Source organism: Luteibacter sp. (assembly GCF_009912395.1).
Lineage (GTDB): Bacteria > Pseudomonadota > Gammaproteobacteria > Xanthomonadales > Rhodanobacteraceae > Luteibacter.
The window spans coordinates 22770-45706 of the sequence record NZ_WNDO01000023.1; the positions used below are offsets into that span (position 1 = coordinate 22770).

Here is a 22937-nt window from a genome sequence, read left to right on the forward strand (position 1 = left end):
TCCGGCGTCAGCCGGCACGACTCCGCACGAAGTCGACGAAGGCTCGTAGCGGTGACGGAAGGTGCTTGCGCCCCGGGTAGTAGAGAAACGGCCCGGAGAACGTCTGGCACCAGTCCTGGAGGATCGGCACCAGCGCACCACTGTCGATGTGCGGCTGGAGCCAGTCTTCGAACAGGTGGACAATGCCGAGCCCTCCCACGGCGGCCTGCACGGCCAGGTCGAATGCGGCGCCCTGGCGTACCTGCAAGGGGCCGGGAGGATCGACGAACACGATCTCGCCTTCGCGCTCGAACTCCCAGGCGGGGGTGGCCCCTCCAGAGAACTGGCCGCGCATGCATGCGTGAGCAAGCAGGTCGCGCGGGTGTTCCGGCGTGCCGCGTGCTGCGAGATAGGACGGTGAGGCAGCCGTAAGCAAGCGTTGCGTCCGTGGCCCGATGGGCAGCGCGATCATGTCCTGCGCCAGACGCTCGTCGTAACGGATGCCGGCGTCGCAGCCGGCGGCGATCAGGTCGACGAAACCGTCTTCCACCACCACTTCGACGCGGATATCGGGGTAGGTGGTGAGGAAGGGCACCAGGATCGGCGCGAACACGGTGCGCGATACATTCGCCGGGACGTTGAGGCGTAGCGTGCCAGCAGGGCGGTCGCGATAGAGGTTCACGATATCCAGGGCGGCCTCCACTTCGCCAAGCGCCGGGGCGAGGCGCTCCGCGAGACGGGCACCGACTTCGGTCGGTGCGACGCTGCGGGTGGTCCGGTTGAGCAGGCGTACGCCAAGCCGCGTTTCGAGTCGTCGGACCGCCTCGCTCAGGCTGGAGGCGGAAGCGCCCGCACTGCGGGCGGCTTCCCGGAAACCGCCCGCGCGGACGACGGCGAGGAAGGCGAGCAGGTCCTGGGGATCGGCATTCATTGTTCGGTATTCCGTACGGCCCGTGCCGATTCGACCGGATTATCGAGCGACGGGTCAATCCCTACCTTCACTCCGTCCCTTACTGACGGAGCGAGTCATGACCGATCTCAACCAAGCCGGCACCTGGTCGCTGGGCGACCGCCGCGTGAAGCGCATGGGCTACGGCGCCATGCAACTGGCCGGCCCGGGCGTCTTCGGACCGCCGAAGGACCCGGCCGCGGCGGTGGCCGTGCTGCGCGAAGCCATCGCCTCGGGCGTGGACCATATCGACACCAGCGACTTCTACGGTCCGCATGTGACCAACCGGATCATCCGCGACGCTCTGTCGCCGTATCCGGATGACCTCACCATCGTGACCAAGGTCGGCGCGACGCGTGGCGACGACGCCTCGTGGCTGCCGGCGCAGGAACCGGCGCAGCTGATCCAGGGCGTGCACGACAACCTGCGCAACCTCGGCGTCGACGTGCTCGACGTGGTGAACCTGCGCGTGATGGGCAACATCCACGCGCCGAGCGAGGGTTCCATCGAAGCGCAGTTCACCGCGCTGGCCGAACTGCGCGCCAAGGGACTGATCCGCCATCTCGGGCTCAGCAACGCCACGCTGGCGCAGGTTGAGGAGGCGCAGGCCATCGCGCCCGTGGTTTGTGTGCAGAACCAGTACAACCTGGTGCAGCGCGCGGACGATGCATTGCTGGAGGCGCTCAACGACATGGGTATCGCGTATGTGCCGTTCTTCCCGCTAGGCGGCTTCTCGCCGTTGCAGTCGGAAGGGCTGTCACGCGTGGCGACGCGTCTCGGCGCGACGCCGATGCAGGTGGCGTTGGCCTGGCTGCTGCATCGGTCGCCCAACGTGCTGTTGATTCCGGGTACCTCGTCGGTGGCTCACCTGCGTGAGAACCTCGCGGCGGCGGAGTTGGTGTTGTCGGGCGAAGTATTGGTTGAACTCGACGCCCTGTAGGAGCGCGCTTGCGCGCGATCGCGCGCAAGCGCGCTCCTACAGGCGTAGATGATTCTCCAGCGCTTCGATCGCCTCCGCGCAATCCACCCTCCCAAAACCGATACGGAAGCGATCGGTAGGTGTCGGCGACAAGGCCGACACGTAGTTGATCGCGGGTAGCAACAGGACACCGCTTGTCTCGACAAGCTTGGCAGCGAAGGCCTCGACGCCTTCGCTGCCGAGATAGCGCGGATACCCGATGCACCCCCCATCGGGGCGATGCCAGTCGAATCGATCGGCCCAGCGAGCGAAGAATCCGTCGAGATGGACGAGGTTTGCGTCGATGACGTGACGAATGCGCGCGAGGATCGTCTCGCGCGCCTTCAACGCGATCAGCGCGAGCTGTTCCGACGGCCCCGAATTGCAGATGGACAGGTAATGCTTGTAGCGCTCCATGCGTTCCAGCAGCGCGTGGTCGCGACAGGCGATCCAGCCGATGCGCAGGCCTGGCAGGCCGTAGGCCTTCGACATCACGCCTAGCGACAGGCCTTTCTCGTAGACCTCCACTGCGGCGGGAAGGTGCACCGTGCCGGTCGGGCCGAGCGGTCGGTAGACCTCGTCGCTGAAAAGCCAGAGTCCGTGCCGACGGCACAACGCGACCAGGGCGTCGAAGCGATCCCGTTCGAGGATCTTGCCGGTAGGGTTGTGCGGGAAATTGATCGAGACCAGCCGGGTGTTCGGGCGGATGGCGGCGGCGACTCGGTCGATATCGAGCGACCAGTTGTCCGCCGGGTCGAGCGCCACGCCGGTCACCTCGCAGATGGCGAGCGGCACGGTTTCCGCCGACTGGTAGTTCGGCGTGACCACGATGGCGTGGTCGCCGGGTTCGAGCAGCACGCGCATGGCGATATAGATGCCTTCTTCCGCGCCGGCGAAGCACAGCACGTCTTCCGACCCGCGGCCCGGATAGAGGCCAGCGATGGCATCGCGCAGCGCCGGTGCGCCATAGGTCTGCGTGTACCCCAGGTGCAGGTGCTTGAAGGCGAGGCGATCCTCGTCGCTGGCCAGGGCCAGCAGTTCCCCCAGGCCCATGCTCTGCGCATCGGAGGCGGCGAGGTTGTAGCGCGCGGCGAATTCCCAGCGCGAGAAGTAGGTTTCGAGGCGGAAGTCGGGGAGGGTGGTCACGGTGATAGCCTGGTGATCTTTTCGAGACTATATGTCTTCATGAGATGTATTGTCTATATTGTCAGCATCCTGGCCGATACCTCTTGCCGGCCGACGTATCCAGGCGGCATCTTGTGGTTCCCCGGCCGGCGCTTCCTGCGCACGGTCCGTCGAGGCAGGACTCCTCCACAGGTTCACGATGACCACGCAACGCACCTCCACCTGGCTACCGGCCTTGGCCGTGCTGGGTTCCATCACGTCGCTGTCCATCGGCACGTCGTTCGCCAAGAAGCTGTTCCCGCTGATCGGCGCCGAAGGCACCTCGGCCTTGCGCGTTGGTTTCTCGGCACTCGTCCTGCTGCTGTTCTGGCGTCCGTGGCGATGGCCGTTGTCGCGCCCTGACGCCATCTCGGTGATCCGCTATGGCTTCGCCCTGGGCGTCATGAACCTGCTCTTCTACCTGGCGTTGCGGACCATCCCGTTCGGCATCGCGGTGGCGATCGAGTTCAGTGGTCCGCTGGCCGTGGCGATGCTCGCGTCGCGTCGACCGATCGATTTCCTCTGGCTGGCCTGCGCGGTGACAGGGTTGCTGATGCTGCTGCCACTGGCCCACGACAGTCCGCTGGATCGCGTGGGCGTGTTGTTCGCCCTCGGGGCCGCCGTCTGCTGGGCGCTCTATATCCTGTCGGGCAAACGGGCCGGACATCTGCATGCCGGTCAGTCGGTGTCGCTCGGGCTGGTGGTCGCCAGCGTGGTGGTCGTGCCCTATGGCGTGGCGCATGCCGGCGCCAGCCTGCTCGACCCGACCATCCTGCTGGCCGGTGTCGGGGTCGCGATCGTGTCCAGCGCCATCCCGATGTCCCTGGAGATGATGGCGCTCAAGCGGCTGCCCAGCGAAACCTACGGCGTGATGGTGAGTCTTGAGCCTGCGGTCGCCTCCCTGCTGGCGATGCTTTTGCTGGGAGAGCACCTCGACGCGGGGCAATGGCTGGCCATCGGCTTCGTGGTGATTGCGTCCATTGGCAGCACGGTCACGGCCAGCCGCGCGAGGCCAGCGGCAGCGGAAATGGCGGGTTGACGGGCGAAACGGCGGAATCCGACCCGATAATTCGCAACCCAGACGTGGCAACTCTCGCTACCGTTTCGCAGGACGGCCACCCGTTCAGGCGGCCCCATGTCATCGCCCGGTCACGCCGATACCAGGGGATCGCGTGACGCGAAAACGGCATGCGGATCGTACCTGTCCGTATGGTTGACCTTATTGCCGGCCTTTCGGCAAGGGCCTATCTTCACAGACGACCTCGATTCGGGGTATAAAGCGCCACTTGAGGATGACAAGAAGACGTGACGCCCGCGTGCGCGGCGACGCGATTCCTCTGAAAATATACGTGAACGCGTCCAGCCCTAGCGGCAGGGCTCGCTTCACGTTGTGGATCCTTTGCGTCTGCGCTTTTCGGCGGGGACGCCCAGGGGTGTTACATTGATCTGCCAGCAGGCGCGGCAAAAGCCGTGGAGGGCCCATCGTCCCGAGGGGTACCAATGCCGCGCTTGCACCCATAAATAACGAATGAGGAGTAACCCCATGAAGCTCGCTTCGATCACCGTCCTTGCTTTCGCCGCCGCCGCCATGCTCTCGGGCTGCAACAAGAGCGACGACTCGGCCAACAACGCTCCGGCCGCCGCCTCGACCGCCGCTGCCGCCCCGGCTGCTGCTTCGACCGCCCCGGCTGCCGCTCCGGCCGCCGAAGCTCCGGCTGCTGCCTCGACCGCCGCTCCGGCTGCCGCTGGCACCGCTGCTCCGGCCGCTGCTTCGACTGCCGGCCAGCAGTAATACGCCTCATCCGAACCCACCGGGCCCTCGCGGGTCCGGTGGGTTTTTTGTTGCTCGTCGTTCGGAGAATGACAAGGGCATGACGTATGACGTTGGTGGTGGCGTTCAGCTTCGGGCAGGCTAGGAGGGTTTCGTCCCAGAACAGCAGGAAACGCCCATGTCGATGACCCTACGCCCGTTGCCCGCCATGCTCGCCTTGTCCCTGGCCGCGGCTTCTTCTTTCGCCCAGGCGCAGATCGCGCCGATGACGCCGGACATCCCGGTGACCTATACGGCTTCCACCAGCGCCAACGACTACGTCAAGCGCGTCGTCGAGATCCCCATGCGCGACGGCGTGAAGCTGCATACCGTCATCGTGATCCCCAGGAACGCGCATCGCGCGCCGATCCTGCTGACCCGTACCCCCTACGATGCCGATGGCCGCACCCAGCGCATCGACGGCCCCACCATGCGCAACCTGATGCCGCAGGGTGACGAGGTCTTCGTCGACGCCGGTTACATCCGGGTCTTCCAGGACGTGCGCGGCAAGTACGGCTCCGAGGGTGATTATGTGATGACCCGTCCGTTGCGCGGTCCGCTCAACGACACCAAGGTCGATCACTCCACCGACGCCTACGACACCATCGACTGGCTGGTGAAGAACGTGCCCGAATCCAACGGCAAGGTCGGCATGCTCGGCTCGTCGTACGAAGGCTTCACCGTGGTCATGGCGCTGGTCAATCCGCATCCGGCACTCAAGGTCGCCGCACCGGAAAGCCCCATGGTGGACGGCTGGATGGGCGACGACTGGTTCCATTACGGTGCCTATCGCCAGACCAACTTCGATTACTTCACCGGCCAGACCACGATGCGCGGCAAGGGCTCCCCTGCGCAGCGCCAGGGCTATGACGATTACACCAATTTCCTGCGTGCGGGTTCCGCAGGCGATTACGCGCGCGCCACCGGCATCGACGCGCTGCCGTACTGGCGCAAGCTCAGCGAGCACCCCGCCTACGATGCGTACTGGCAGGGCCAGGCGCTCGACAAGGTCATGGCGAAGCAGCCGCTCAAGGTGCCCACGATGTGGATCCAGGGCCTGTGGGACCAGGAGGACATGTGGGGCGCGATCCACAGCTACGAAGCCGTGGAACCGAAGGACACCACCAACACGATGAACTACCTCGTGATGGGGCCGTGGCGGCATAGCCAGGTGAACTATGGTGGCGCCTCGCTGGGCGCGTTGAACTGGGATGGCGACACCGCGTTGCAGTTCCGTCGCGACGTGCTGCTGCCGTTTTTCAACCAGTACCTGGTGGACGGCGCGCCGAAGGCGAAGACGCCGCCGGTCTTCATCTACAACACGGGTGAAAATCACTGGGATCGCTTTACGTCATGGCCGCAGGCCAAGGCCACCAAGCCGCTATACCTGGAAGCCAACGGCGGCCTGTCGTTCAACGCGCCGGCCGCGGACGCCGCGAAGTACGACGAGTACGTGTCCGATCCGGCCAAGCCGGTGCCTTACGTGCCGCGTCCCGTACACTTTGCCGATCGCCAGTCGTGGACGACATGGCTGGTGCAGGACCAGCGCTTCGTTGACGGCCGTCCGGACGTACTCACCTATGTCACCGAGCCGCTGAAGGCGCCGCTGCGTGTCGCGGGTGCGCCGCAGGTCAACCTGTATGCATCCACCAGCGGCACGGACAGCGACTGGGTGGTGAAGCTCATCGATGTCTATCCCGACACCGATGCCACCACGCCGACGATGGGCGGCTACGAGCTGAGCGTGTCGATGGACATCTTCCGCGGTCGGTATCGCGAAAGCTTCTCCGATGCGAAAGCGCTGACGCCTAACACGCCGCTGCAGTACCGCTTCGGCCTGCCCACGGTGAACCACACCTTCCTTCCGGGTCATCGAGTGATGGTGCAGGTGCAGTCGTCTTGGTTCCCGCTGTACGACCGCAATCCGCAGACCTTCGTGCCGAACATCTTCTTCGCGAAGCCGACGGACTACGTGAAGGCGACCCAGCAGGTGTGGCATACGCCGGGGCAGGCGAGCGCGATCGAGTTGCCGGTGGTCGAGAGCCACTGATTCAAGGTTGCGATTCCCCATCTATCCCTCACGTCGTCCCTGCGAAAGCAGGGACCCAGTGCGATCAAGTGGGTTTTAGCGAGAGGGTCGCCTACACACAAGCCGACGCGGCGTGGTCGTGTCTACTGGCAAACCGGGGCGCTGGGTTCCAGCGTTCGCTGGAACGACGGGCGGGCAGTTTGCCGGCCCGTCGTTTTTTGCGGACTTACTTGCCCTGCATCCGACGCAGCGACGCCATCACTTCATAGCAGGCGCCCATGGTGTGGTAGTCGGTCTTGCCGGCCGGGCTCTTCTCGTCGTCGTACTTCTCGTTGTTCCGCTTGAGGATGCGGTACCACGCGCCGTACTTATGGTCGACGAAGTGCTCCCAGCTGTACGCCCAGATCTTCTCGTACCACTCGTCGTACTGCTTCTCGCCGGTGGTCTCGAACAGCAGCTGCGCGGCGCCGAGCGATTCGGCCTGCACCCAGAAATACTTGTCGTCGTCGCAGACCTCGCCTTCCGGCGCGAAGCCGTAGGCGATGCCGCCGAATTCCTTGTCCCAGGCCTTGTCGAGCGCGACGTCGAACAGGTGCTTCGCCGTCGGGACGAGCCATGCCTTATGGCGCGGCGTGCCCTTGGTGTAGCGCTCGAGCATCATGAGCAGCTTGGCCCACTCGGTCTGGTGGCCCGGCTGGAAGCCCCACGGGCGGAACAGGTGCTTCGGGTTGTCGAGGTTGTACTTCAGGTCGACCGTCCAGTCCTGGTGGTAGTGCTCCCACACCAGCTTCTGTTCGGTGAGCGCGGCCTGGCGCTGGGTCATGTGCTCGGCGAGCAGCAGGGCGCGGTCGAGGTAGCGATCTTCCTTCGTGGCTTCCCACGCGGCGATCATGGCCTCGGTCATGTGCATGTTCGCGTTCTGGCCGCGGTACCCGGTGAAGTTCCAGTCCTTGTCGGCCTCGTCGCGGTACAGGCCGTAGTCCGGCTCCCAGTAACGCTTTTCGAGCAGGTCCCAGATCTCGCCCTGCCAGGCGCGGGCTTCGTCGAAGCCCACCTTCACGCCGCACGAATAGGCCAGCAGCATGAAGGCCAGGCCGTAGCAGTGGTTCATCTGGTCTTCGGGCTTGCCGTCGCGGATCGTCCAGGCGTAACCGCCGGTTTCCGGATTGCGGTGTACGTCACGCAGGTACTTCAGGCCGTGCATCGCCAGTTCCTTGTCCTCGGGCTTTTTGAACTCGAGGTAGGCCATGGCGTGGTTGAACACGAAGCGCGTGCTCGACACCAAGTGGCGGTGGCTGTGGTCGTAGACCGAGCCGTCGTCCTTGAAGTACTGGAAGAAGCCGCCGGCCTTGTCGACTTCGTGCGGCTTGTAGAAGGCCATGGTCTTCGCGACGTGGTCGCGCAGGACATCGACGGAATGGAAATCGGGAAGGGGTACGTTCGTCATGCGTGCTTCTCCATGAAGGCCTTTACTTCGGCCTGGTCGGGAATGGCGGTGAACGAGCCTTTGCGGGTGGCGGTGATCGCGCCACAGGCGGCGGCGAAACGAATGAGGTCGGTGAGGCGGTCCTGGTCGGCGACCAGCGCGTCGAGCTTGTCGACGGTGATGCCTTCGGCGGCCACGCGGGCGAGCAGGCCGCCCACGAAGGCGTCACCGGCGGCCGTCGTATCGACGGCATCGACCGAGTAGCCCTTGATGACGCCCTTGGCGGTGCGTGTGAACCAGCGCATCGGCTCGGCGCCGTCGGTGACGAGCAGCAGGCGGGCGTGACCCTTCCACAGGCGGTCAAGCACGGCCTCGTCGGAACCCGCGCCTTCGTGCACCACGGCGAATTCCTCGCCGCTGAGCTTGATGACGTCGGCTTCGGACAGGGTTTCCCACAGGCGCGGAAGCTGGTCCTCGCCCTTCGGCCACAGGGCTGGGCGCAGGTTCATGTCGAAGCTGACCAGTGCGCCCGCGGCGCGGGCACGGCGCATGCCTTCCACCGTGGTGGCGGCGATGTCGGCCTCGGTCAGCGAGTTGGAGCAGACGTGGAACACGGCGAGGTTGTCGAACGCGTTCGTACGGAAGTGTTCGGGGCGGAACAGCAGGTCGGCCGCCGGCGGGCGGTAGAAGCTGAAGCTGCGATCGCCCTTGTCGTCGTGCGCGACGAAAGCCAGCGCGGTGCGCGCCTCGTCGGTGCGGGCGACGTCCTCGGTGCCGACATCGAGGTCGGTGAGGCTCTTGAGCAGGAAGTCGCCGAACATGTCACGGGCGAGCATGCCGGCGAAACGGGCTTGCCCACCGAGGCGGGCGGCGGCGACGGCGACATTGGCGGGAGCGCCGCCGGCGAACGGAACGAAGGCGGGAGGCTGACCGGCGCCGCCCTGGGGCTGTGCGTGGAAATCGATCAGCGCCTCGCCGAAGCAGAGGATGGAAGACACGGCGTGTCCTTGGGGCGAGGATGGAAAAAACGCGGCGACCGGCACGTGGGCCGGTCGCCGTCATGCGGATGGATCAGCGGGTGGCGACGGGAAGATTGCGGATCTTCGAGCCGCTCAGGCCGTAGAACAGGATGTAGCCGTAGCAGATCAGCGGGATGAAGAACGCGTGCTGCACGCCGATGGAGTCGGCGACCACGCCCTGAATCCAGGGAATCAGCGCGCCGCCCACGATGGCCATGATCAGCAGCGACGAGGCCTTGCCGGTCAGCGGACCCATGCGCTCGATGCCCAGCGAGAAGATCGTCGGGAACATGATCGAGTTGAACAGGCCGATGGCGACGATGCTGTACACGGCGACCGTGCCGGTGGTGCTCATGGTGGTGATCACCAGCAGCGCGTTGATCACGGCGAACACGGCCAGCAGCTTGCGCGGCGAGAACTTGGCCAGCAGGGCCGAGCCGATGAAGCGGCCGACCATCGCGCCACCCCAGTAGAACGCCACGTGGCTGGCGGCGACCTCGCCCGTCATGTTGCCGATCTCCGGCAACTGCAGGTAGTTGATCATGAAGCTGCCGATCAAGACCTCGCCACCCACGTAGAAGAAGATGCCGAGCACGCCGAAGAACACGTGCGGGGTCTTCAGGGCGTCCATCAGCGAGTGGTGGCCGTCGTCGGCTTTCTCGGTGGTCTCCTGCAGCGCGGGCAGGTTGAACAGGTACACGCCGATCGCCAGCAGCACCAGCACGACGGCCAGGCCGATGTACGGGCCCTGCACGGCGCTGGCTTCATGCGCGCGGTAGGTGATCTGCTCGGCGGCGTTGAGCTTGGCGATGTCGGCACTGCTCTTGACCTCGTTGGAGAGGATCAGGAAACCGCCGAAGAACGGGGCCAGGAAGGTGCCGAACGAGTTCAGCGCCTGCGCCAGCGTGAGGCGGCTGGAGCTGGTGCGCTCCGGACCGAGCAGGGCGACGTAGGCGTTGGCGGCGACCTGGAGCACCGTGATGCCGGTGGCCAGGATGAACAGCGCGGCGAGGAAGAAGCCATACACGCGCATGCCGGCGGCGGGCCAGAACAGCGCCGCACCGATGCCCGCGATGATCAGGCCCGCGACGATGCCCTTCTTGTAGCCCAGCGCGGCCACCAGCCGGCCGGCCGGCAGCGACATGATGAAATACGCGCCGAAGAACGTGAACTGGATCAGCATGGCCTGGGCGTAGTTCAGTTCGAACACGGCCTTCAGGTGCGGAATGAGGATGTCGTTCAAGCACGTGAGGAAGCCCCACATGAAGAAGATCGTCGTCATCACGCCGAGCGCAAGCGGGAAGTAGGTGTAGCGGGTGTCGCCCGAGTCCGTCGCGGACGACGATGCATTGGGCAATGGCGAGGGACCGGTGGCCATGGGGCGCTCCATTGTGGGTCAGGGTGAAACCGGCTGGCAGCTGCTTTCGCGCACCACCAGTCGGACGGGGGCGATCGTATAGGCCGTATCGGTCTCGGGATTGCCCAATCGTTGCAGGATGAGTTCGGCACTGCGTCGGCCCAGGCCACGCGGGTCGACCGCGATGGTGGTCAGGGGCGGCACGCAGACCGACGCCTCGGCGACGTCGTCGAAGCCGGTGAGGGCGAAATCCTCGCCCGGCCGGCGGCCGCGTCGGGTCAGGCCGAGCATGAGGCCCAGCGCGACGGCGTCGTTGTAGCAGACCGCGGCCGTCGGTGCGGGGTCGCGGGCGAAGAGGGCACCGGTCTGGCGGGCGGCTTCCAGGCGCGTGGGGGCGCTTTCGATCAGCCAGATCGGTTCCACGGGCAATCCGGCGTCTTTCATGGCGCTCAGGTAGCCGCGGCGGCGCTGTTCCACCGAGCTGGAGTCGCGGTGGCCGCCGAAGAAGGCGATGCGCTGGTGGCCCAGGCCGATGAGGTGTTCCGTAGCCAGGCGGGCGCCGTGCTCGTTGTCCATCTCCAGGGTGTCCCAGCGATGGGTGCCGTCGTCGTCCGGCAGCTCGCGGTTGAAGACCAGCAGCGGCGTGTGCATGCCCACGGCGGAAAGCACCCGCTCGCCATCGCTGCCTTCGGCAGGCGACAGGATGATGCCGGCCGGTCCGTGTTCGACCAGGGAGGTGAGCACGGCCTGCTGGCGCTCCGGCGATTCGCCGGTATTGCCCAGCAGGGTGACGTAGCCGGCGCTGGCCAGGGCCTCGTCGGCCCCGGCCGCGAATTCGGCGAAGAAGGGGTTGCCCAGGTCGTTGACGACCAGGCCGATGCTGGACGACGTGCGCCGGCGCAGGTTGGCCGCGGCCCGGTTATAGACATAACCCTGGCGTTTCAGTTCGGCCTCCACCCGGGCCCGGGTGGCGGAGTTGACCAGCGGGCTGCCTCGCAGCACCAACGAGACGGTGGCACGCGATACATCGCATCCAAGGGCGATATCAGCTAGCGTGACCTTGCGGCGCTGCGGGGTGGACCTCGGCATCGTTACTCCTTCAAACGATCTAAACCGGGCGATGATCGCTCGCCGGTGTCAGGGATGCATCACGCACTGCAACATGCGAGGCTGCGGCATCTTTGCTACTTTCAGAGCGTTTGTCACGATCCAAATGATCGTGACCCGATACGACGTGTCCAACCGAGGGGTACCACCGATGTCGAGTCCGTCCCGTCTGCACCGAGGCCTGCTGGCCGCGGCCCTGTCCCTTGCCCTTCCTGCCCTGGCCTTCGCGGCCCCGGCTGGCAAGGCATCCAGCGCCTATGCGGCGGTAGACCCCATGATCGGTACGGGCGGCGACGGCCATACCTTCCCCGGTGCCACGGTGCCCTTCGGCATGGTCCAGCTCTCGCCGGACACGGCCATGCCGGACTTCAAGCACGCGTACAAATGGGCGGCCGGCTACCAGTACGGCGATACGAGCATTCTGGGTTTCTCGCATACGCATTTCTCCGGCAGCGGCCATTCCGACCTGGGCGACATTCTCGTCATGCCCATCGCCGGTGACGTGAAGCTGGATCCGGGTACGCCCGACCAGCCCGGCAGCGGTTACCGCTCGCGCTTCGATCACGCGAGCGAAAAAGCGGAGGCAGGTTACTACGCGGTCACCCTGGCCGACTATGGCGTGCGGGCCGAACTGACGGCCGGCCGTCGCGTGGGCTGGCACCGCTACACCTTCCCCAAGGGCAAGCCGGCCCACCTGCTGCTCGACCTGCGCCCGAGCATCTACGACTACGACGGCAAGGTGCTGTGGTCGTCGTTGCGCGTGCGCACGGATGGCACGGTGACCGGCGGCCGCACCACGCGCGGCTGGGCGCCGGGTCGCCAGCTTTACTTCGCCATGCGCTTCAACCAGCCGCTGGTGTCGCGCAGCCTGAAAAACCGCGAAGAGAACATCCCCTACAAGGGCTTCGGCGGCCCGGGCAACCGTGCCACGGATACCGACGGTATGAGCGGTCGTGCGCTGGAAGGCGTGTTCGACTTCGGCGACCTCGGCAAGCCGCTGGTGGTCAAGGTGGCGATCTCGTCCGTCAGCGAGGAGAACGCCATCGCCAACCTCGACCAGGACGGTGCCGGCTTCGACTTCGACGCTCGCCGTGCCGAAGCGCGCCAGCAGTGGGAGAAGGCGCTGTCGGTCGTCGACCTCGACGCCCCCGCGCAGGATCGCAAGACGTTCTACACGGCGCTCTACCACGCCATGCTCTCGCCGACCCTGTCGATGGACGTCAACGGCCAGTACCGCGGCCCCGACAACCAGGTGCACACGGCCAAGGGCTTCGATTTCCACTCCACCTGGTCGCTGTGGGACGTCTACCGCGCCCAGCAGCCGCTGATGACCCTGCTGGAACCGGAAAAGAGCAACGACTTTGTCAGCTCGCTGCTCGCCTCCCGCGAGGCCAGCCCGTTCGGCATCCTGCCCGTGTGGGCGTACCAGGGCATGGAGACCTGGTGCATGATCGGCTACCACGCGGTGCCGGTGATCGCCGATGCCTATATGAAGGGCATCCGCGGTTACGACGCGAACAAGGCCCTGGAGGCCATGGTGGCGAGCGCCACGTATGGCCCGTACGGTGGCCTGGATGACTACATGAAGCTCGGCTACGTGCCGATCGACCACCAGCCGGAGTCGGCGTCCAAGACCGTCGAATACGCCTTCGACGACTGGTCGCTCGCCCAGATGGCCAAGGCCATGGGCAAGGACGACGTGGCGGCCACCTTCATGAAGCGCGCGGGCAACTGGAAGAACAGCTTCGACACGAAGACCGGCTTCCTCCGCGCTCGCAAGAGCGACGGCAACTACCGCGAACCGTTCGATCCGTCGTCGGCGGCCTACGGCAGCGACTACACCGAAGGAAACGCCTGGCAGTATTCCTGGTATGTGCCGCAGGACGTCGCGGCGCTGATCGCCGACCTCGGCGGCAACGACGCCTTCGTGAAAAAGCTCGACGAGGTGTTCGACGCGAAGGTCGATCCGAAGTCGTTCGCCCATGTCGAAGACATCACCGGCCTGATCGGCTGGTATGCCCACGGCAACGAGCCGAGCCACCACGTGGCCTACCTGTACGACTACGCCGGCCAGCCCTGGAAAACCCAGGAGCGCCTGACTCAGATCATGAAGACCCAGTACGCGCCGACGCCGACCGGCCTCGTGGGCAACGACGATCTCGGCCAGATGTCGGCCTGGTACATCTTCACTGCGCTGGGCTTCTACCCGGTGGCGCCGGGCAGCAACCAGTACGTGATTGGTCGTCCGTTCGTCGAGAAGGCCACGCTCAACCTGCAGAACGGCAAGCGCTTCACCGTCTCCGCCGACCACCTCGACGCGAAGCATCCGTACGTGGGCAAGGTGACCCTCAACGGCCAGCCGCTGAACCGCACTTTCGTCCGCCACGAGGAGATCGTCGCGGGCGGCGAACTGCATTTCTCGATGCAGGCCACGCCGGCAAAGGACTGGGCGACCGGTGCCGACGCGCTGCCTTACTCGATGAGCAAGTCGGCGAACTGAAAGGGATTTCTCGCCGCCGTCACAGGTCCTTCACGGGGCCTTGGGCATTAAGGCGGGATTCCATGGGGCGGGTGCGCTACCTAAGCACCGACCGGCAGGCTAGACCGGCCGGCGGTGCGGGGGTAGCGCGCCCGCCTTTGTTTTCAGCGCCGTCCGGAAGCGATTGCACCGTCCCGATGCCATACCCGTCTACAATGAGAGCCCTTAACCGGGCAGGAGTCGTCGTGGGGATGACGAACGCATGATCGAACGCATCGGATTACGCTGGCGACTCGTCGGCCTGCTTGCCGCCGTGCTCGTCATCGTGGCCTTGCCTTACGTGGTCACCCGCGCCAGCACCGAAGACGCCCTCAACTCGCGCGACTGGGTCACCCACACGGCCGACATCAAGGCCAGCGTCTATCGCCTCGACGCCATCCTGCGCAGCAGCGAGGCGGCCATGTTCGCCCGCCTGGCCGGCTCGCCGGCCGATACGGCCCTCGAAGAACGCGCGCTGGCACCGCGGCAGACCATCCCCGGCATCATCGCGACGCTGCGCACCATGACGCGCGACAACGCCGAACAGCTCACCCGACTCGGCGCGATCGAATCTATCGCCAATGGGCGCATGGTGCTGACCGACCAGGCCCTCCAGCGACTGAAGGCCGGCGACCGCGATGGCGCCTTTGCTTCCATGGAAGACGCCCGACTGCTGTTCCCGTTCCGCGAGCAGGTGCGCCAGTTGCTCGACGAAGAGTCGAAACTGCTGACCGATCGCCGCGAGCAGGCCGAGAAGCTTGCCGCCAACAACCGCCTGGTGCTGCTGGTGGCCGCGCTGGCGCAAGTCGTGCTGCTATGCATCGTCGTGGTGGTCTCCGAGCGGCAGATATCCATCCGTCTCGCGGCGGAATCCAAGGTCGCCGAAGCCGTGCAGCGCTCGCAGCTAATCGTGCAGGCCGTCCGCGAGCCCATCGCCATGCTCGATGGCGACCTGCGCACGCTGTTGGTCAACACGGCATTCGGCGAGCTCTACGGTTTCGATCCGGAGGGTGGCAAGAACCCGCCGCTGAACGAGATCGGCGACGGCGCCTGGAACGACTCCGCGTTGCTCCAGCGCCTGAACGACGTGGTGGCGCGCGATCGCGAGCTGTGGGATTACGAGCTGACCCAGCGCACGGTCGATGGCGTGGATCGCTTCGTGGTCATTAACGCGCGTCGCATCGAACAGCCCGACAGCGACCGTCCGGCGCTGCTGCTCACGGTCAGCGACATCACCGCCCGCGCGCTGGTGGAGCAGAAGGTCTCCGAACTGAACCGCCAGCTTGAAGGCAAGGTGGAGCAGATCTCCGACGTGAACCGCGAGCTGGAAGCTTTCAGCTATTCGGTGTCGCACGATCTGCGTGCGCCGCTGCGCCATATTTCCGGCTTTGCCGGCAAGCTGGAAACCCAGCTTGGCGACCAGGCCGACGATCGCGTTCGCCACTACATCGATGTCATCAGCAGTTCGTCGCGGCGCATGGCGCAGCTGATCGACGACCTGCTGGTCTTCTCCCGCCTCGGGCGCGGCGCATTGCGCCTGCAGCCGGTGGACATGCAGTCTCTGGTGGAGGAGGCCCGTGCGCTGGTCGAGACCGACACGCGCGATCGGCGCATCGAATGGCGTATCGCCCCGATGCCGATCGTGGTCGGCGACGAAAACATGCTGCGCACCGTCTGGCAGAACCTGCTGGGCAATGCCGTGAAGTACACGGGCAACCGCGAGCTGGCGCAGATCGAGGTGGGCCTCGATCGCCTGCCGGCCGGCGACTACGAATTCTTCGTCCGCGACAACGGCGCGGGCTTCGATATGCAGTACGCCGGCAAGCTATTCGGTGTCTTCCAGCGCCTGCATCGCGCCTCAGAATTTCCCGGCAACGGCATCGGCCTTGCCAACGTGCGACGCATCGTCGCCCGCCATGGAGGGCGGACCTGGGCCGAGGGCGAAACCGACCGCGGCGCCACCTTCCATTTTTCTTTGCCGGCTTCCGATCTACCGGGCGCCAGAACGGGTGACTCATGAACCAGCGCGAAAAACTGCGCACCATCCTCCTTGTCGAAGACTCGATGGCCGATGCCGAAATGGCCATCGACGCGCTTCGCGAGGCCAAGCTCGCCAACCCGATCGTGCACCTGGAAGACGGCGTGGATTGCCTTGACTGGCTGCATCGCCGTGGCGCCTACGCGAACCGCGACGAGGGCGACCCGTCCGTCATCCTTCTCGACATCAAGATGCCGCGCAAGGATGGCCTGGAGGTTCTCCAGGAAATCCGTAGCGAAGAACGCTGGAAGCGTCTACCGGTGGTGATCCTCTCGTCGTCGCGTGAGGAGAGCGATCTCGCCCGTAGCTGGAATCTGGGCGTGAATGCCTATGTGTTGAAGCCGGTCGATGTCACCCAGTTCTTCCATGCCGTCCAGACGCTCGGCCACTTCTGGGCTGTGCTGAACCAGCGGCCGGAAGGCGGCTGAGCGCCGGGCCGCAGGAAGGGACAGGGTCGATATGAGCGCTCAAGGTCATAAGGTCAGGATTCTCCAGGTCGAGGACAGCCCCCTCGATGCTGAGTTGGTATTGACGGAACTGGATCACGACGGACTCGACTACGAAGTCCGGCTGGTTGACGACGAAGGGGCCTATCTGGATGCCCTGGATACGTTCCGGCCGGATATCGTGCTGTCCGATCTGAGCATGCCGGTGTTCAGTGGCGAACGCGCGCTGGAACTGCTGCGCGGACGCACGGCGGATATTCCCTTCATCTTCATTTCCGCGACGCTCGGCGAGGAAGCCGCGATCGAGGCGCTGCGCAACGGCGCCACGGACTACATCCTCAAGCAGAACACCGCGCGGCTTGCGTCCGCGGTACGTCGTGCGCTGCGCGAAGCGGAAGAGCAGGCAGGGCGCATGCGCGCCGAACAGGAACTCATCCGCGCCCAGCGCTTCGAAAGCCTCGCGTTACTCGCTGGCGGCCTCAGCCACGACCTGCGCAACCTGTTGCAACCGCTGCTGCTGGCCGGCGATACGCTGGAAGACTATGCCGACGACCCGCGCCTGGCCCGGCTCGGTGCGCTGGTCCGCGACTGCGGACGGCGCGGGTTGGAGATGGTCTCGTCCATGCTGTTGTTCGCGCGTGGCGCGCGTCGTGCCGAACAGGTACGCCTTGGCGCCTTGCTCGACGCGCTCAAGTTGCTCATGCAGGGCAGCGTGCCACGCAACGTCGCGATGGAAGTGGACGTCGTCGATCCGGAGATCGCCTTCGAGGGCAACCACACCGAATTGCAGCAGTGCCTGCTGAACCTCTGCCTCAATGCCATCCAGGCGATGCCGGACGGTGGCACGCTACGGATCGAGACGGCGCAGGTGACCCTGGCGGAGGATTTCTTCGCCGAAGGTGAATCCACCGCTCCTGGTCGCTACCTGCGCATGTCGGTGATGGACTCGGGCGTCGGCATGACGGCCGAGGTGCTCCAGCGTCTCTTCGAGCCGTTCTTCACCACCAAGGACACGGGAACGGGTCTCGGCCTGCTTTCCTGCAAGCGCATCGTTGCCAGCCACGGCGGCCTCATGCGCGTACGTAGTCGCCAGGACGAGGGCACGCAGTTCCATCTTTACCTGCCGTTGAACGTGGAGCATGACGAACACGGCGATCCGCTGGTGATGGAGGCTTCCCTCCAGGGCGAGGCCGAGCGTGTGCTCGTGGTGGTGGAAGAAGCCACGCAGCTATCGTTGCTGGCCGATACGCTGGATGCCTATGGCTACCAGGCGGGTGCGAGCCAGAGCGGTACCGCCGCGCTGCAATGGATCGAGGCGCATGGCGTGCCCGATCTGGTGGTGATGGATGCGGACATGAACCTGTTCACCGGCGTGCGTACGCTCGCGGCGTTGTTGGAGCACGGTTATACCGGTGCAGTGCTGCTGCTGGCGCGTCCCGATTCGCCTCCGAATCTCGATGAGCTGCCGCAGCTCGAACGCTTGCATGTGCTGGAAAAACCGATCCAGTCGCGGGCGCTTCTTCGTAAGGTTCGCGAGGCGCTGGAAGGCGCCTGATCGGATGTAGGAGCGCGCTTGCGCGCGGTCGCGCGCAAGCGCGCTCCTACAGGGTTAATGCGAGGCCGGAAACGAAACGACCGTGTCGCTCAAGGGCAGCTCATCGGCAACATGCTTCACCGGTGCGGCCTTCCACGGATCGCCCATGCCGAACAGTTGGCCCTCGCTTTCCGGTCCATGGACATCGAGCCGGTCGAAGACATAAGGCACGCCCTCGGAACCTTCGAACGCCATGGCGTCGGCTACCTGGAAATGCAGGTGCGGCGCGGCGGAATTGCCCGACTGGCCCAGTGCGCCGATCGTCTGTCCACGGGTCACCCGGTCGCCGACCTTCACCTTGACGCTGCCTTTTTGCAGGTGCGCGTATCCCGCGTACCGTCCGCCACCCAGATCGAGCACGACGTAATTGCCGAACAGCCCGTCCAGAGATAGCGCCGGCGGTTCGGGCTGTGGCTCCAGCGGCGTGTGCTCGTCCTGCCCGTCGCGCATGGCGACCACGGTCGCGTCGGCGACGGCAAGCACGGGTACGCCGTAGCCGTACCAGTCGGCATGCCGGGTCGCGTGGATATCCTTCACCGGACGAAAGGCACGTCCCTTGGCGTCGATGCCGACAAAGTCGAGCGCGTAACGCTGTGGAATGGTCAGGAAGCCGTTCACCGCGACGAGGCTGCCCCAGTGGTGCGAGTGCGCGTTGCCCGGCCCTTCGTGGGCGAGCCACTGGCCGCCGCGCAGGGGAGGGCCTAGCCGCAAGGGCTCGATATCCCGCACCGTGACGGCGACGCCGTCAAGCGACGACACCTGCCGCCGCTCATCGGTGAAGGCCATCCGATGGTGGAGGGCATGCGGGTGGATACCCTCGGGCAACGTGATCCACACGAAGAGCACCGCGCGCTTTCCCGCCGCGATCACGGGCGGCTTGCCGTCGTCCGGCGCGGGGCGTATCGCCGCGGCGACCCCCGCCTGGTCGAGGTGGAGCAGGGTATGCCCCTGCTCGTCGACGACATCGAGTGACTCGGGAACCAGCGGCCCGGTGTCGCCGTAGTAGTTGCCGACGTGCAACTCGTAGGCGAGATGCTCGGTGTCGTCGGTGCCGCGAAAGGGTGTCGGTGCGAAGGGAACGCGGGCATCCACCGGGGCCGGCGTCGTGGCGATGGCTGGACAGGCGAAAGCGAGGCATGCGCATAGCGCGATGCCCCGTGCGAGCGTGGCACGGTAAGGCGGCTTCATGGTGGCTTCCCCTTGCATGGTAGGAGCGCGCTTGCGCGCGATCGCGCGCAAGCGCGCTCCTACAGAAAACCGGACGGCATCAATCGATGCCGAGTTTCTTCAGCTTGTAGCGCAGCGCACGGAACGTGATGCCGAGTTTCTTGGCGGTGGCGGTCTTGTTGTAACGGGACTCTTCCAACGCCTTGATGATCGTGTCGCGCTCGATATTGGAGATGTAATCCTCCAGCGAGCCGTCGGCACCGACAGGAAGCGGGGCGGGTGCCGCGGCCGGGACAACGACCGGTGAAGCCAGATCCGGCGTGGTGACGGGCGTCGGCGTGGCCGTGCTGCGCTGGGGCAGCATCAGGTCGTCGGCCTCGATGGACTCGCCTTCGCACATGGCCATGGCGCGTTCGAGGATGTTCTCCAACTCGCGCACGTTGCCGGGGAACTGGTAGGCCTCCAGCGCGGCGAGGGCATCGGGCTTGAGTCGGTTCGGCGTCGTGCCGGCTTCGGTCGCGAGCTGACGCAGGATGAAATCGGCCAGCTTCGGAACGTCGCCACGGCGTTCGCGCAGCGGCGGTACGCGCAGTTCGATCACATTGATGCGATAGAACAGGTCCTGGCGGAACAGGCCCTGCTCAACGAGCGCGGCAAGATTCTTGTGCGTAGCGGAAAGGATACGGACATCGACGGGGATCTCGTCGCGACCGCCGATCGGGCGCACGGCTTTTTCCTGGATGGCACGCAACAGCTTCACCTGCATGTGCAGGGGCAGCTCGGCCACTTCGTCGAGGAACAACGTGCCGCCCTGGGCGGCCTGGAACAGGCCTTCCTTGTCGGCGTGGGCACCGGTGAAGCTGCCCTTGCGATGGCCGAAGAATTCGCTCTCCATCAGTTCGGACGGAATGGCACCGCAGTTCACCGGCACGAAGGCACCGGCGGAGCGGGGGCCCAGTTCGTGGATCAGTCGCGCCACCAGCTCCTTGCCCACACCCGATTCGCCGGCGATGTAGACCGGGGCCTGGTTGCGGGCCAGCTTGGCGATCTTCGTGCGGACCTCGGCCATGACCGGCGAGTCGCCGATCAGGCGGTCCGCCCCCGGGGCCGGCTTGTTGGCGCCGGCTTCGGCCTTGCGCTCTTCGGACAGGCGCAGGGCCGTGCGCACCAGGCGGCGCAGCAACTGGATGTCGACGGGCTTGGAAACGAAGTCGAAGGCGCCGGCCTTGAGGGCGTTCACGGCCGCGTCCACGTTGCCGTAGGCGGTGATCATCGCCACCGGCATGTCCGGGTGGGTGGCGGCAATGAGTTCGATGATTTCCTGGCCGCTGCCATCAGGCAGCCGCATGTCGGTGAAGCACAGGTCGTAGCGACGCGCTCCCAGCGCGGCCCGCGCCTCGCTGACACTGCCCACGGCATCGACAGCGAGTTCCATGCGGCCGAGGGTGATGGTCAGCAACTCGCGGATGTCCCGCTCATCGTCGATGACGAGTACGGTCTGCTTGCTCATGGGGTCCGAGAGGTTCCGTGAAGGCGCCCAATGTAACCGCCCCGGCCGTTCAGGCAAAGGGCGGAAGTCACGCCCGGGCCGCCAACGGCGCCATGCCGACGCTTCGGGCCGGCGGGGTCAGGCTGAGTCGGAAGCAGCTTCCACCGCCCGCTACGCGCACGTATTCAAGCGCGGCCTGGTTGGCTTCGCTCATCTGCCGGGCAAGGTACAGGCCCAGTCCCGTGCCGTACTCGTGGGTGGTGAAGAACGGCTCGAAGATCTGCGCGGCCACCTTCGGCGGAATGCCCGGGCCGCGATCAATCACTTCCAGGGTAGGCACGCCGGCTTCCGAATGCCGTGCCACGACCATCACGCGGGCGGGTTCACCGGGGATGCGCCCGTAGCGGAGAGCGTTCTGTACCAGGTTCCAGATCACCTGCTGGAGGTGCTGCGGATCGGCCACGGCGGCGACGGGTTCGCTGCCCGAGACGGCGCGGAGGATGTCGTTGCCCAGGTCGTTACCCTGGCGGTACTCCGCGACGAAGTGGTGCACCCACTTGCTGAGATCGAGGGTCTCGGGGCGCGAGCGCTCGCGGCGCGACAGCTGGAGGATGTTCTCGATGATTTCGTTGAGCCGCGCACAGTGGTTGTTGATGATCTCGACCATGCGCAGGTCGGTGTCGTTCATGTCGGTGGATTCGGCGAGCAACTGCGCCGAGTAGTGGATCGCCGCCAGCGGATTGCGGATCTCGTGGGCGATCGACGCGGACAGGCGGCCCAATGAGCTGAGCGTAAGTTCTTCCGCCCGTCGCGACAGCAGCGAGGTGTCGTCGAGGAAGATCAGCACGTGGGAGTCGTCATTGGCCGCGAGGCGCGAGAAGCGCGGGACCACCTCGGGCGTGCCGTCGGCGAGCGTGGTGGCGCTTTCGTCGAGCTTGCCCGAGGTGCGCCAGTGGTACAGCCGTCGGGACAGTTCGGGGGCCAGGGTGCCGAGGTCGCGCTGGTCGGCCGACGGATTGCCCATCAGCATCCACGCGGATTCGTTGAGCTGGTGGATGCGGTTGCTCTCGTCCACCAGCAGCACGCCGGTCTTCATGCGCCGGATGATCAGCTCGTTGACCTGGGCGAGGTTGGCCAGGTCGATGCCGCGCTGTTCGGCCAGGGCCTCCGACGCCCGGATGTTGCGGCCGAGCATGTAGCAAAGCGACGCGCAGGCGAAATAGGCCGCGCCGAATAGGCCGTACTCGACCAGTTCGCGGTCGGAGGTGTCCTGGGCGTCGGCGATGTCGAAGACGGAGTGGCCGAGCATCCCCAGGGTGGCCAGGGCGGCGAAGAACATGGACAGGCGCAGGGGCAGCAGCAGGGCGCCGGTGGCGATGTTCACCGCCAGCATCATGGAGACGCCCATGCGCACGTCGTGCATCAGCACCAGGGCCAGCAGGGCGGCCACGATGTCCAGGACCAGGCCGGCCGAGACGATCAGGGTGGGGCGGTGCAGCGACTGCCGGGTCCGGGCCACCATGACCAGGGCCGCCAGCAGGTAGGCCATGCCCATCAGGCGGGCCAGCAGCGGATCGGGCAGGGCGGGCCACGCCATATGCTCCGGACGGAACGCCAGGGCGGTATATACCGCGGCCTGTCCGAGCCGGAAGTAGTTGAAAAAGAAGAGTTCGTGGCGGGCCGCGGCCTGCGTCGGGCTGGATCGGGCTACCGTCGGCGGCGCGGGCGTGGACACGATGCGATTCTCTCCACTGGCAGCTCCGAAAGGCCGGAGGTGACCCTCAGTATAGGCGCCGGAAACCGCCCGGCAACACGCGTCGGCGGCAGGCGGGCCCCCCGCGGCGGACCACCATGCGCCAGCGAATGCGGCCCGCGCCCCTTTCATTC

Annotated in this window: 17 protein-coding genes; 8 read left to right on the forward strand and 9 right to left on the reverse strand. The window is 65.8% G+C overall.

Annotation, left to right across the window (positions count from 1 at the left end; genetic code table 11):
• Window positions 1–7 precede the first annotated feature (7 nt).
• Window positions 8–889: a LysR family transcriptional regulator gene (locus tag GAK28_RS18315; protein WP_291782786.1), complete on the reverse strand. Its 882-nt coding sequence runs from the start codon at window positions 887–889 to the stop codon at window positions 8–10.
• Between the two features lie 118 nt (window positions 890–1007).
• Between GAK28_RS18315 and GAK28_RS18320 the strand changes: the two genes are divergently transcribed.
• The gene (locus tag GAK28_RS18320) at window positions 1008–1868 is read left to right on the forward strand and encodes an aldo/keto reductase family oxidoreductase (RefSeq protein ID WP_291782630.1); all 861 of its coding nucleotides are present in this window, start codon (window positions 1008–1010) and stop codon (window positions 1866–1868) included.
• A gap of 36 nt (window positions 1869–1904) precedes the next feature.
• Here GAK28_RS18320 and GAK28_RS18325 read toward each other — a convergent pair whose 3' ends face one another.
• Window positions 1905–3032, reverse strand: a complete 1128-nt coding sequence (locus GAK28_RS18325) for an aminotransferase class I/II-fold pyridoxal phosphate-dependent enzyme (RefSeq protein ID WP_291782633.1) — start codon at window positions 3030–3032, stop codon at window positions 1905–1907.
• A gap of 178 nt (window positions 3033–3210) precedes the next feature.
• On the opposite strand from GAK28_RS18325, the gene GAK28_RS18330 reads away from it, so the two are divergent.
• The 3 genes from GAK28_RS18330 to GAK28_RS18340 all read left to right on the forward strand — a co-directional run bounded on the left by GAK28_RS18330 (window position 3211) and on the right by GAK28_RS18340 (window position 6910).
• Window positions 3211–4089 (forward strand): EamA family transporter, encoded by an 879-nt coding sequence (locus tag GAK28_RS18330; RefSeq protein WP_291782636.1) that lies wholly within the window; start codon window positions 3211–3213, stop codon window positions 4087–4089.
• A gap of 504 nt (window positions 4090–4593) precedes the next feature.
• Window positions 4594–4842 (forward strand): hypothetical protein, encoded by a 249-nt coding sequence (locus GAK28_RS18335; protein ID WP_291782638.1) that lies wholly within the window; start codon window positions 4594–4596, stop codon window positions 4840–4842.
• A gap of 163 nt (window positions 4843–5005) precedes the next feature.
• The gene (locus GAK28_RS18340; protein WP_291782788.1) at window positions 5006–6910 is read left to right on the forward strand and encodes a CocE/NonD family hydrolase; all 1905 of its coding nucleotides are present in this window, start codon (window positions 5006–5008) and stop codon (window positions 6908–6910) included.
• Between the two features lie 205 nt (window positions 6911–7115).
• Here the strand turns inward: GAK28_RS18340 and GAK28_RS18345 are convergent, their stop codons facing one another.
• From GAK28_RS18345 to GAK28_RS18360, 4 genes are all read right to left on the reverse strand, one after another.
• On the reverse strand, window positions 7116–8336 hold the full coding sequence (locus tag GAK28_RS18345; RefSeq protein WP_291782641.1) for an AGE family epimerase/isomerase: 1221 nt from the start codon (window positions 8334–8336) through the stop codon (window positions 7116–7118).
• The gene (locus tag GAK28_RS18350; protein ID WP_291782644.1) at window positions 8333–9313 is read right to left on the reverse strand and encodes a carbohydrate kinase; all 981 of its coding nucleotides are present in this window, start codon (window positions 9311–9313) and stop codon (window positions 8333–8335) included. Before GAK28_RS18350 ends, GAK28_RS18345 begins: the two co-directional genes overlap by 4 nt.
• A 73-nt stretch (window positions 9314–9386) precedes the next feature.
• Entirely contained in the window at window positions 9387–10616 is a 1230-nt protein-coding gene (fucP, locus tag GAK28_RS18355; protein WP_291782790.1) for an L-fucose:H+ symporter permease, read from the reverse strand.
• 114 nt (window positions 10617–10730) lie between these two features.
• Window positions 10731–11780: a LacI family DNA-binding transcriptional regulator gene (locus GAK28_RS18360; protein WP_291782647.1), complete on the reverse strand. Its 1050-nt coding sequence runs from the start codon at window positions 11778–11780 to the stop codon at window positions 10731–10733.
• Window positions 11781–11949: 169 nt separating this feature from the next.
• Here GAK28_RS18360 and GAK28_RS18365 point away from each other — a divergent pair, with 169 nt between their 5' ends.
• The 4 genes from GAK28_RS18365 (at window position 11950) to GAK28_RS18380 (ending at window position 18355) form a co-directional block, all read left to right on the forward strand.
• The gene (locus GAK28_RS18365) at window positions 11950–14298 is read left to right on the forward strand and encodes a GH92 family glycosyl hydrolase (RefSeq protein WP_291782649.1); all 2349 of its coding nucleotides are present in this window, start codon (window positions 11950–11952) and stop codon (window positions 14296–14298) included.
• Window positions 14299–14539: 241 nt separating this feature from the next.
• Window positions 14540–16336 carry an ATP-binding protein gene (locus GAK28_RS18370; RefSeq protein WP_291782651.1) on the forward strand — a complete coding sequence of 599 codons (1797 nt, stop codon included), beginning with the start codon at window positions 14540–14542 and terminating at the stop codon, window positions 16334–16336.
• Window positions 16333–16782, forward strand: a complete 450-nt coding sequence (locus tag GAK28_RS18375; protein WP_291782652.1) for a response regulator — start codon at window positions 16333–16335, stop codon at window positions 16780–16782. The genes GAK28_RS18370 and GAK28_RS18375 overlap by 4 nt, the downstream gene beginning before the upstream one ends.
• 31 nt (window positions 16783–16813) lie before the next feature.
• Entirely contained in the window at window positions 16814–18355 is a 1542-nt protein-coding gene (locus tag GAK28_RS18380; protein WP_291782655.1) for a hybrid sensor histidine kinase/response regulator, read from the forward strand.
• A gap of 54 nt (window positions 18356–18409) precedes the next feature.
• On the opposite strand, the gene GAK28_RS18385 is transcribed toward GAK28_RS18380, so the two are convergent.
• The 3 genes from GAK28_RS18385 to GAK28_RS18395 all read right to left on the reverse strand — a co-directional run bounded on the left by GAK28_RS18385 (window position 18410) and on the right by GAK28_RS18395 (window position 22785).
• Window positions 18410–19582 (reverse strand): M23 family metallopeptidase, encoded by a 1173-nt coding sequence (locus GAK28_RS18385; RefSeq protein ID WP_291782657.1) that lies wholly within the window; start codon window positions 19580–19582, stop codon window positions 18410–18412.
• A gap of 79 nt (window positions 19583–19661) precedes the next feature.
• Window positions 19662–21071, reverse strand: coding sequence for a sigma-54 dependent transcriptional regulator (locus tag GAK28_RS18390; RefSeq protein WP_291782659.1), 1410 nt, complete (start codon window positions 21069–21071; stop codon window positions 19662–19664).
• A gap of 67 nt (window positions 21072–21138) precedes the next feature.
• Window positions 21139–22785 (reverse strand): ATP-binding protein, encoded by a 1647-nt coding sequence (locus GAK28_RS18395; RefSeq protein ID WP_291782662.1) that lies wholly within the window; start codon window positions 22783–22785, stop codon window positions 21139–21141.
• Window positions 22786–22937: the final 152 nt, after the last annotated feature.

What these genes read in the sequence shown, in the direction of transcription:
- GAK28_RS18365 (WP_291782649.1), top strand. Translation starts at nt 11,950, where the DNA reads ATGTCGAGTCCGTCCCGTCTGCACCGAGGCCTGCTGGCCGCGGCCCTG.
- GAK28_RS18320 (WP_291782630.1), top strand. Translation starts at nt 1,008, where the DNA reads ATGACCGATCTCAACCAAGCCGGCACCTGGTCGCTGGGCGACCGCCGC.
- GAK28_RS18335 (WP_291782638.1), top strand. Translation starts at nt 4,594, where the DNA reads ATGAAGCTCGCTTCGATCACCGTCCTTGCTTTCGCCGCCGCCGCCATG.
- GAK28_RS18340 (WP_291782788.1), top strand. Translation starts at nt 5,006, where the DNA reads ATGACCCTACGCCCGTTGCCCGCCATGCTCGCCTTGTCCCTGGCCGCG.
- GAK28_RS18390 (WP_291782659.1), bottom strand. Translation starts at nt 21,071, where the DNA reads ATGAGCAAGCAGACCGTACTCGTCATCGACGATGAGCGGGACATCCGC.
- GAK28_RS18380 (WP_291782655.1), top strand. Translation starts at nt 16,814, where the DNA reads ATGAGCGCTCAAGGTCATAAGGTCAGGATTCTCCAGGTCGAGGACAGC.
- GAK28_RS18360 (WP_291782647.1), bottom strand. Translation starts at nt 11,780, where the DNA reads ATGCCGAGGTCCACCCCGCAGCGCCGCAAGGTCACGCTAGCTGATATC.
- GAK28_RS18345 (WP_291782641.1), bottom strand. Translation starts at nt 8,336, where the DNA reads ATGACGAACGTACCCCTTCCCGATTTCCATTCCGTCGATGTCCTGCGC.
- GAK28_RS18385 (WP_291782657.1), bottom strand. Translation starts at nt 19,582, where the DNA reads ATGAAGCCGCCTTACCGTGCCACGCTCGCACGGGGCATCGCGCTATGC.
- GAK28_RS18375 (WP_291782652.1), top strand. Translation starts at nt 16,333, where the DNA reads ATGAACCAGCGCGAAAAACTGCGCACCATCCTCCTTGTCGAAGACTCG.
- GAK28_RS18370 (WP_291782651.1), top strand. Translation starts at nt 14,540, where the DNA reads ATGATCGAACGCATCGGATTACGCTGGCGACTCGTCGGCCTGCTTGCC.
- fucP (WP_291782790.1), bottom strand. Translation starts at nt 10,616, where the DNA reads ATGACGACGATCTTCTTCATGTGGGGCTTCCTCACGTGCTTGAACGAC.
- GAK28_RS18330 (WP_291782636.1), top strand. Translation starts at nt 3,211, where the DNA reads ATGACCACGCAACGCACCTCCACCTGGCTACCGGCCTTGGCCGTGCTG.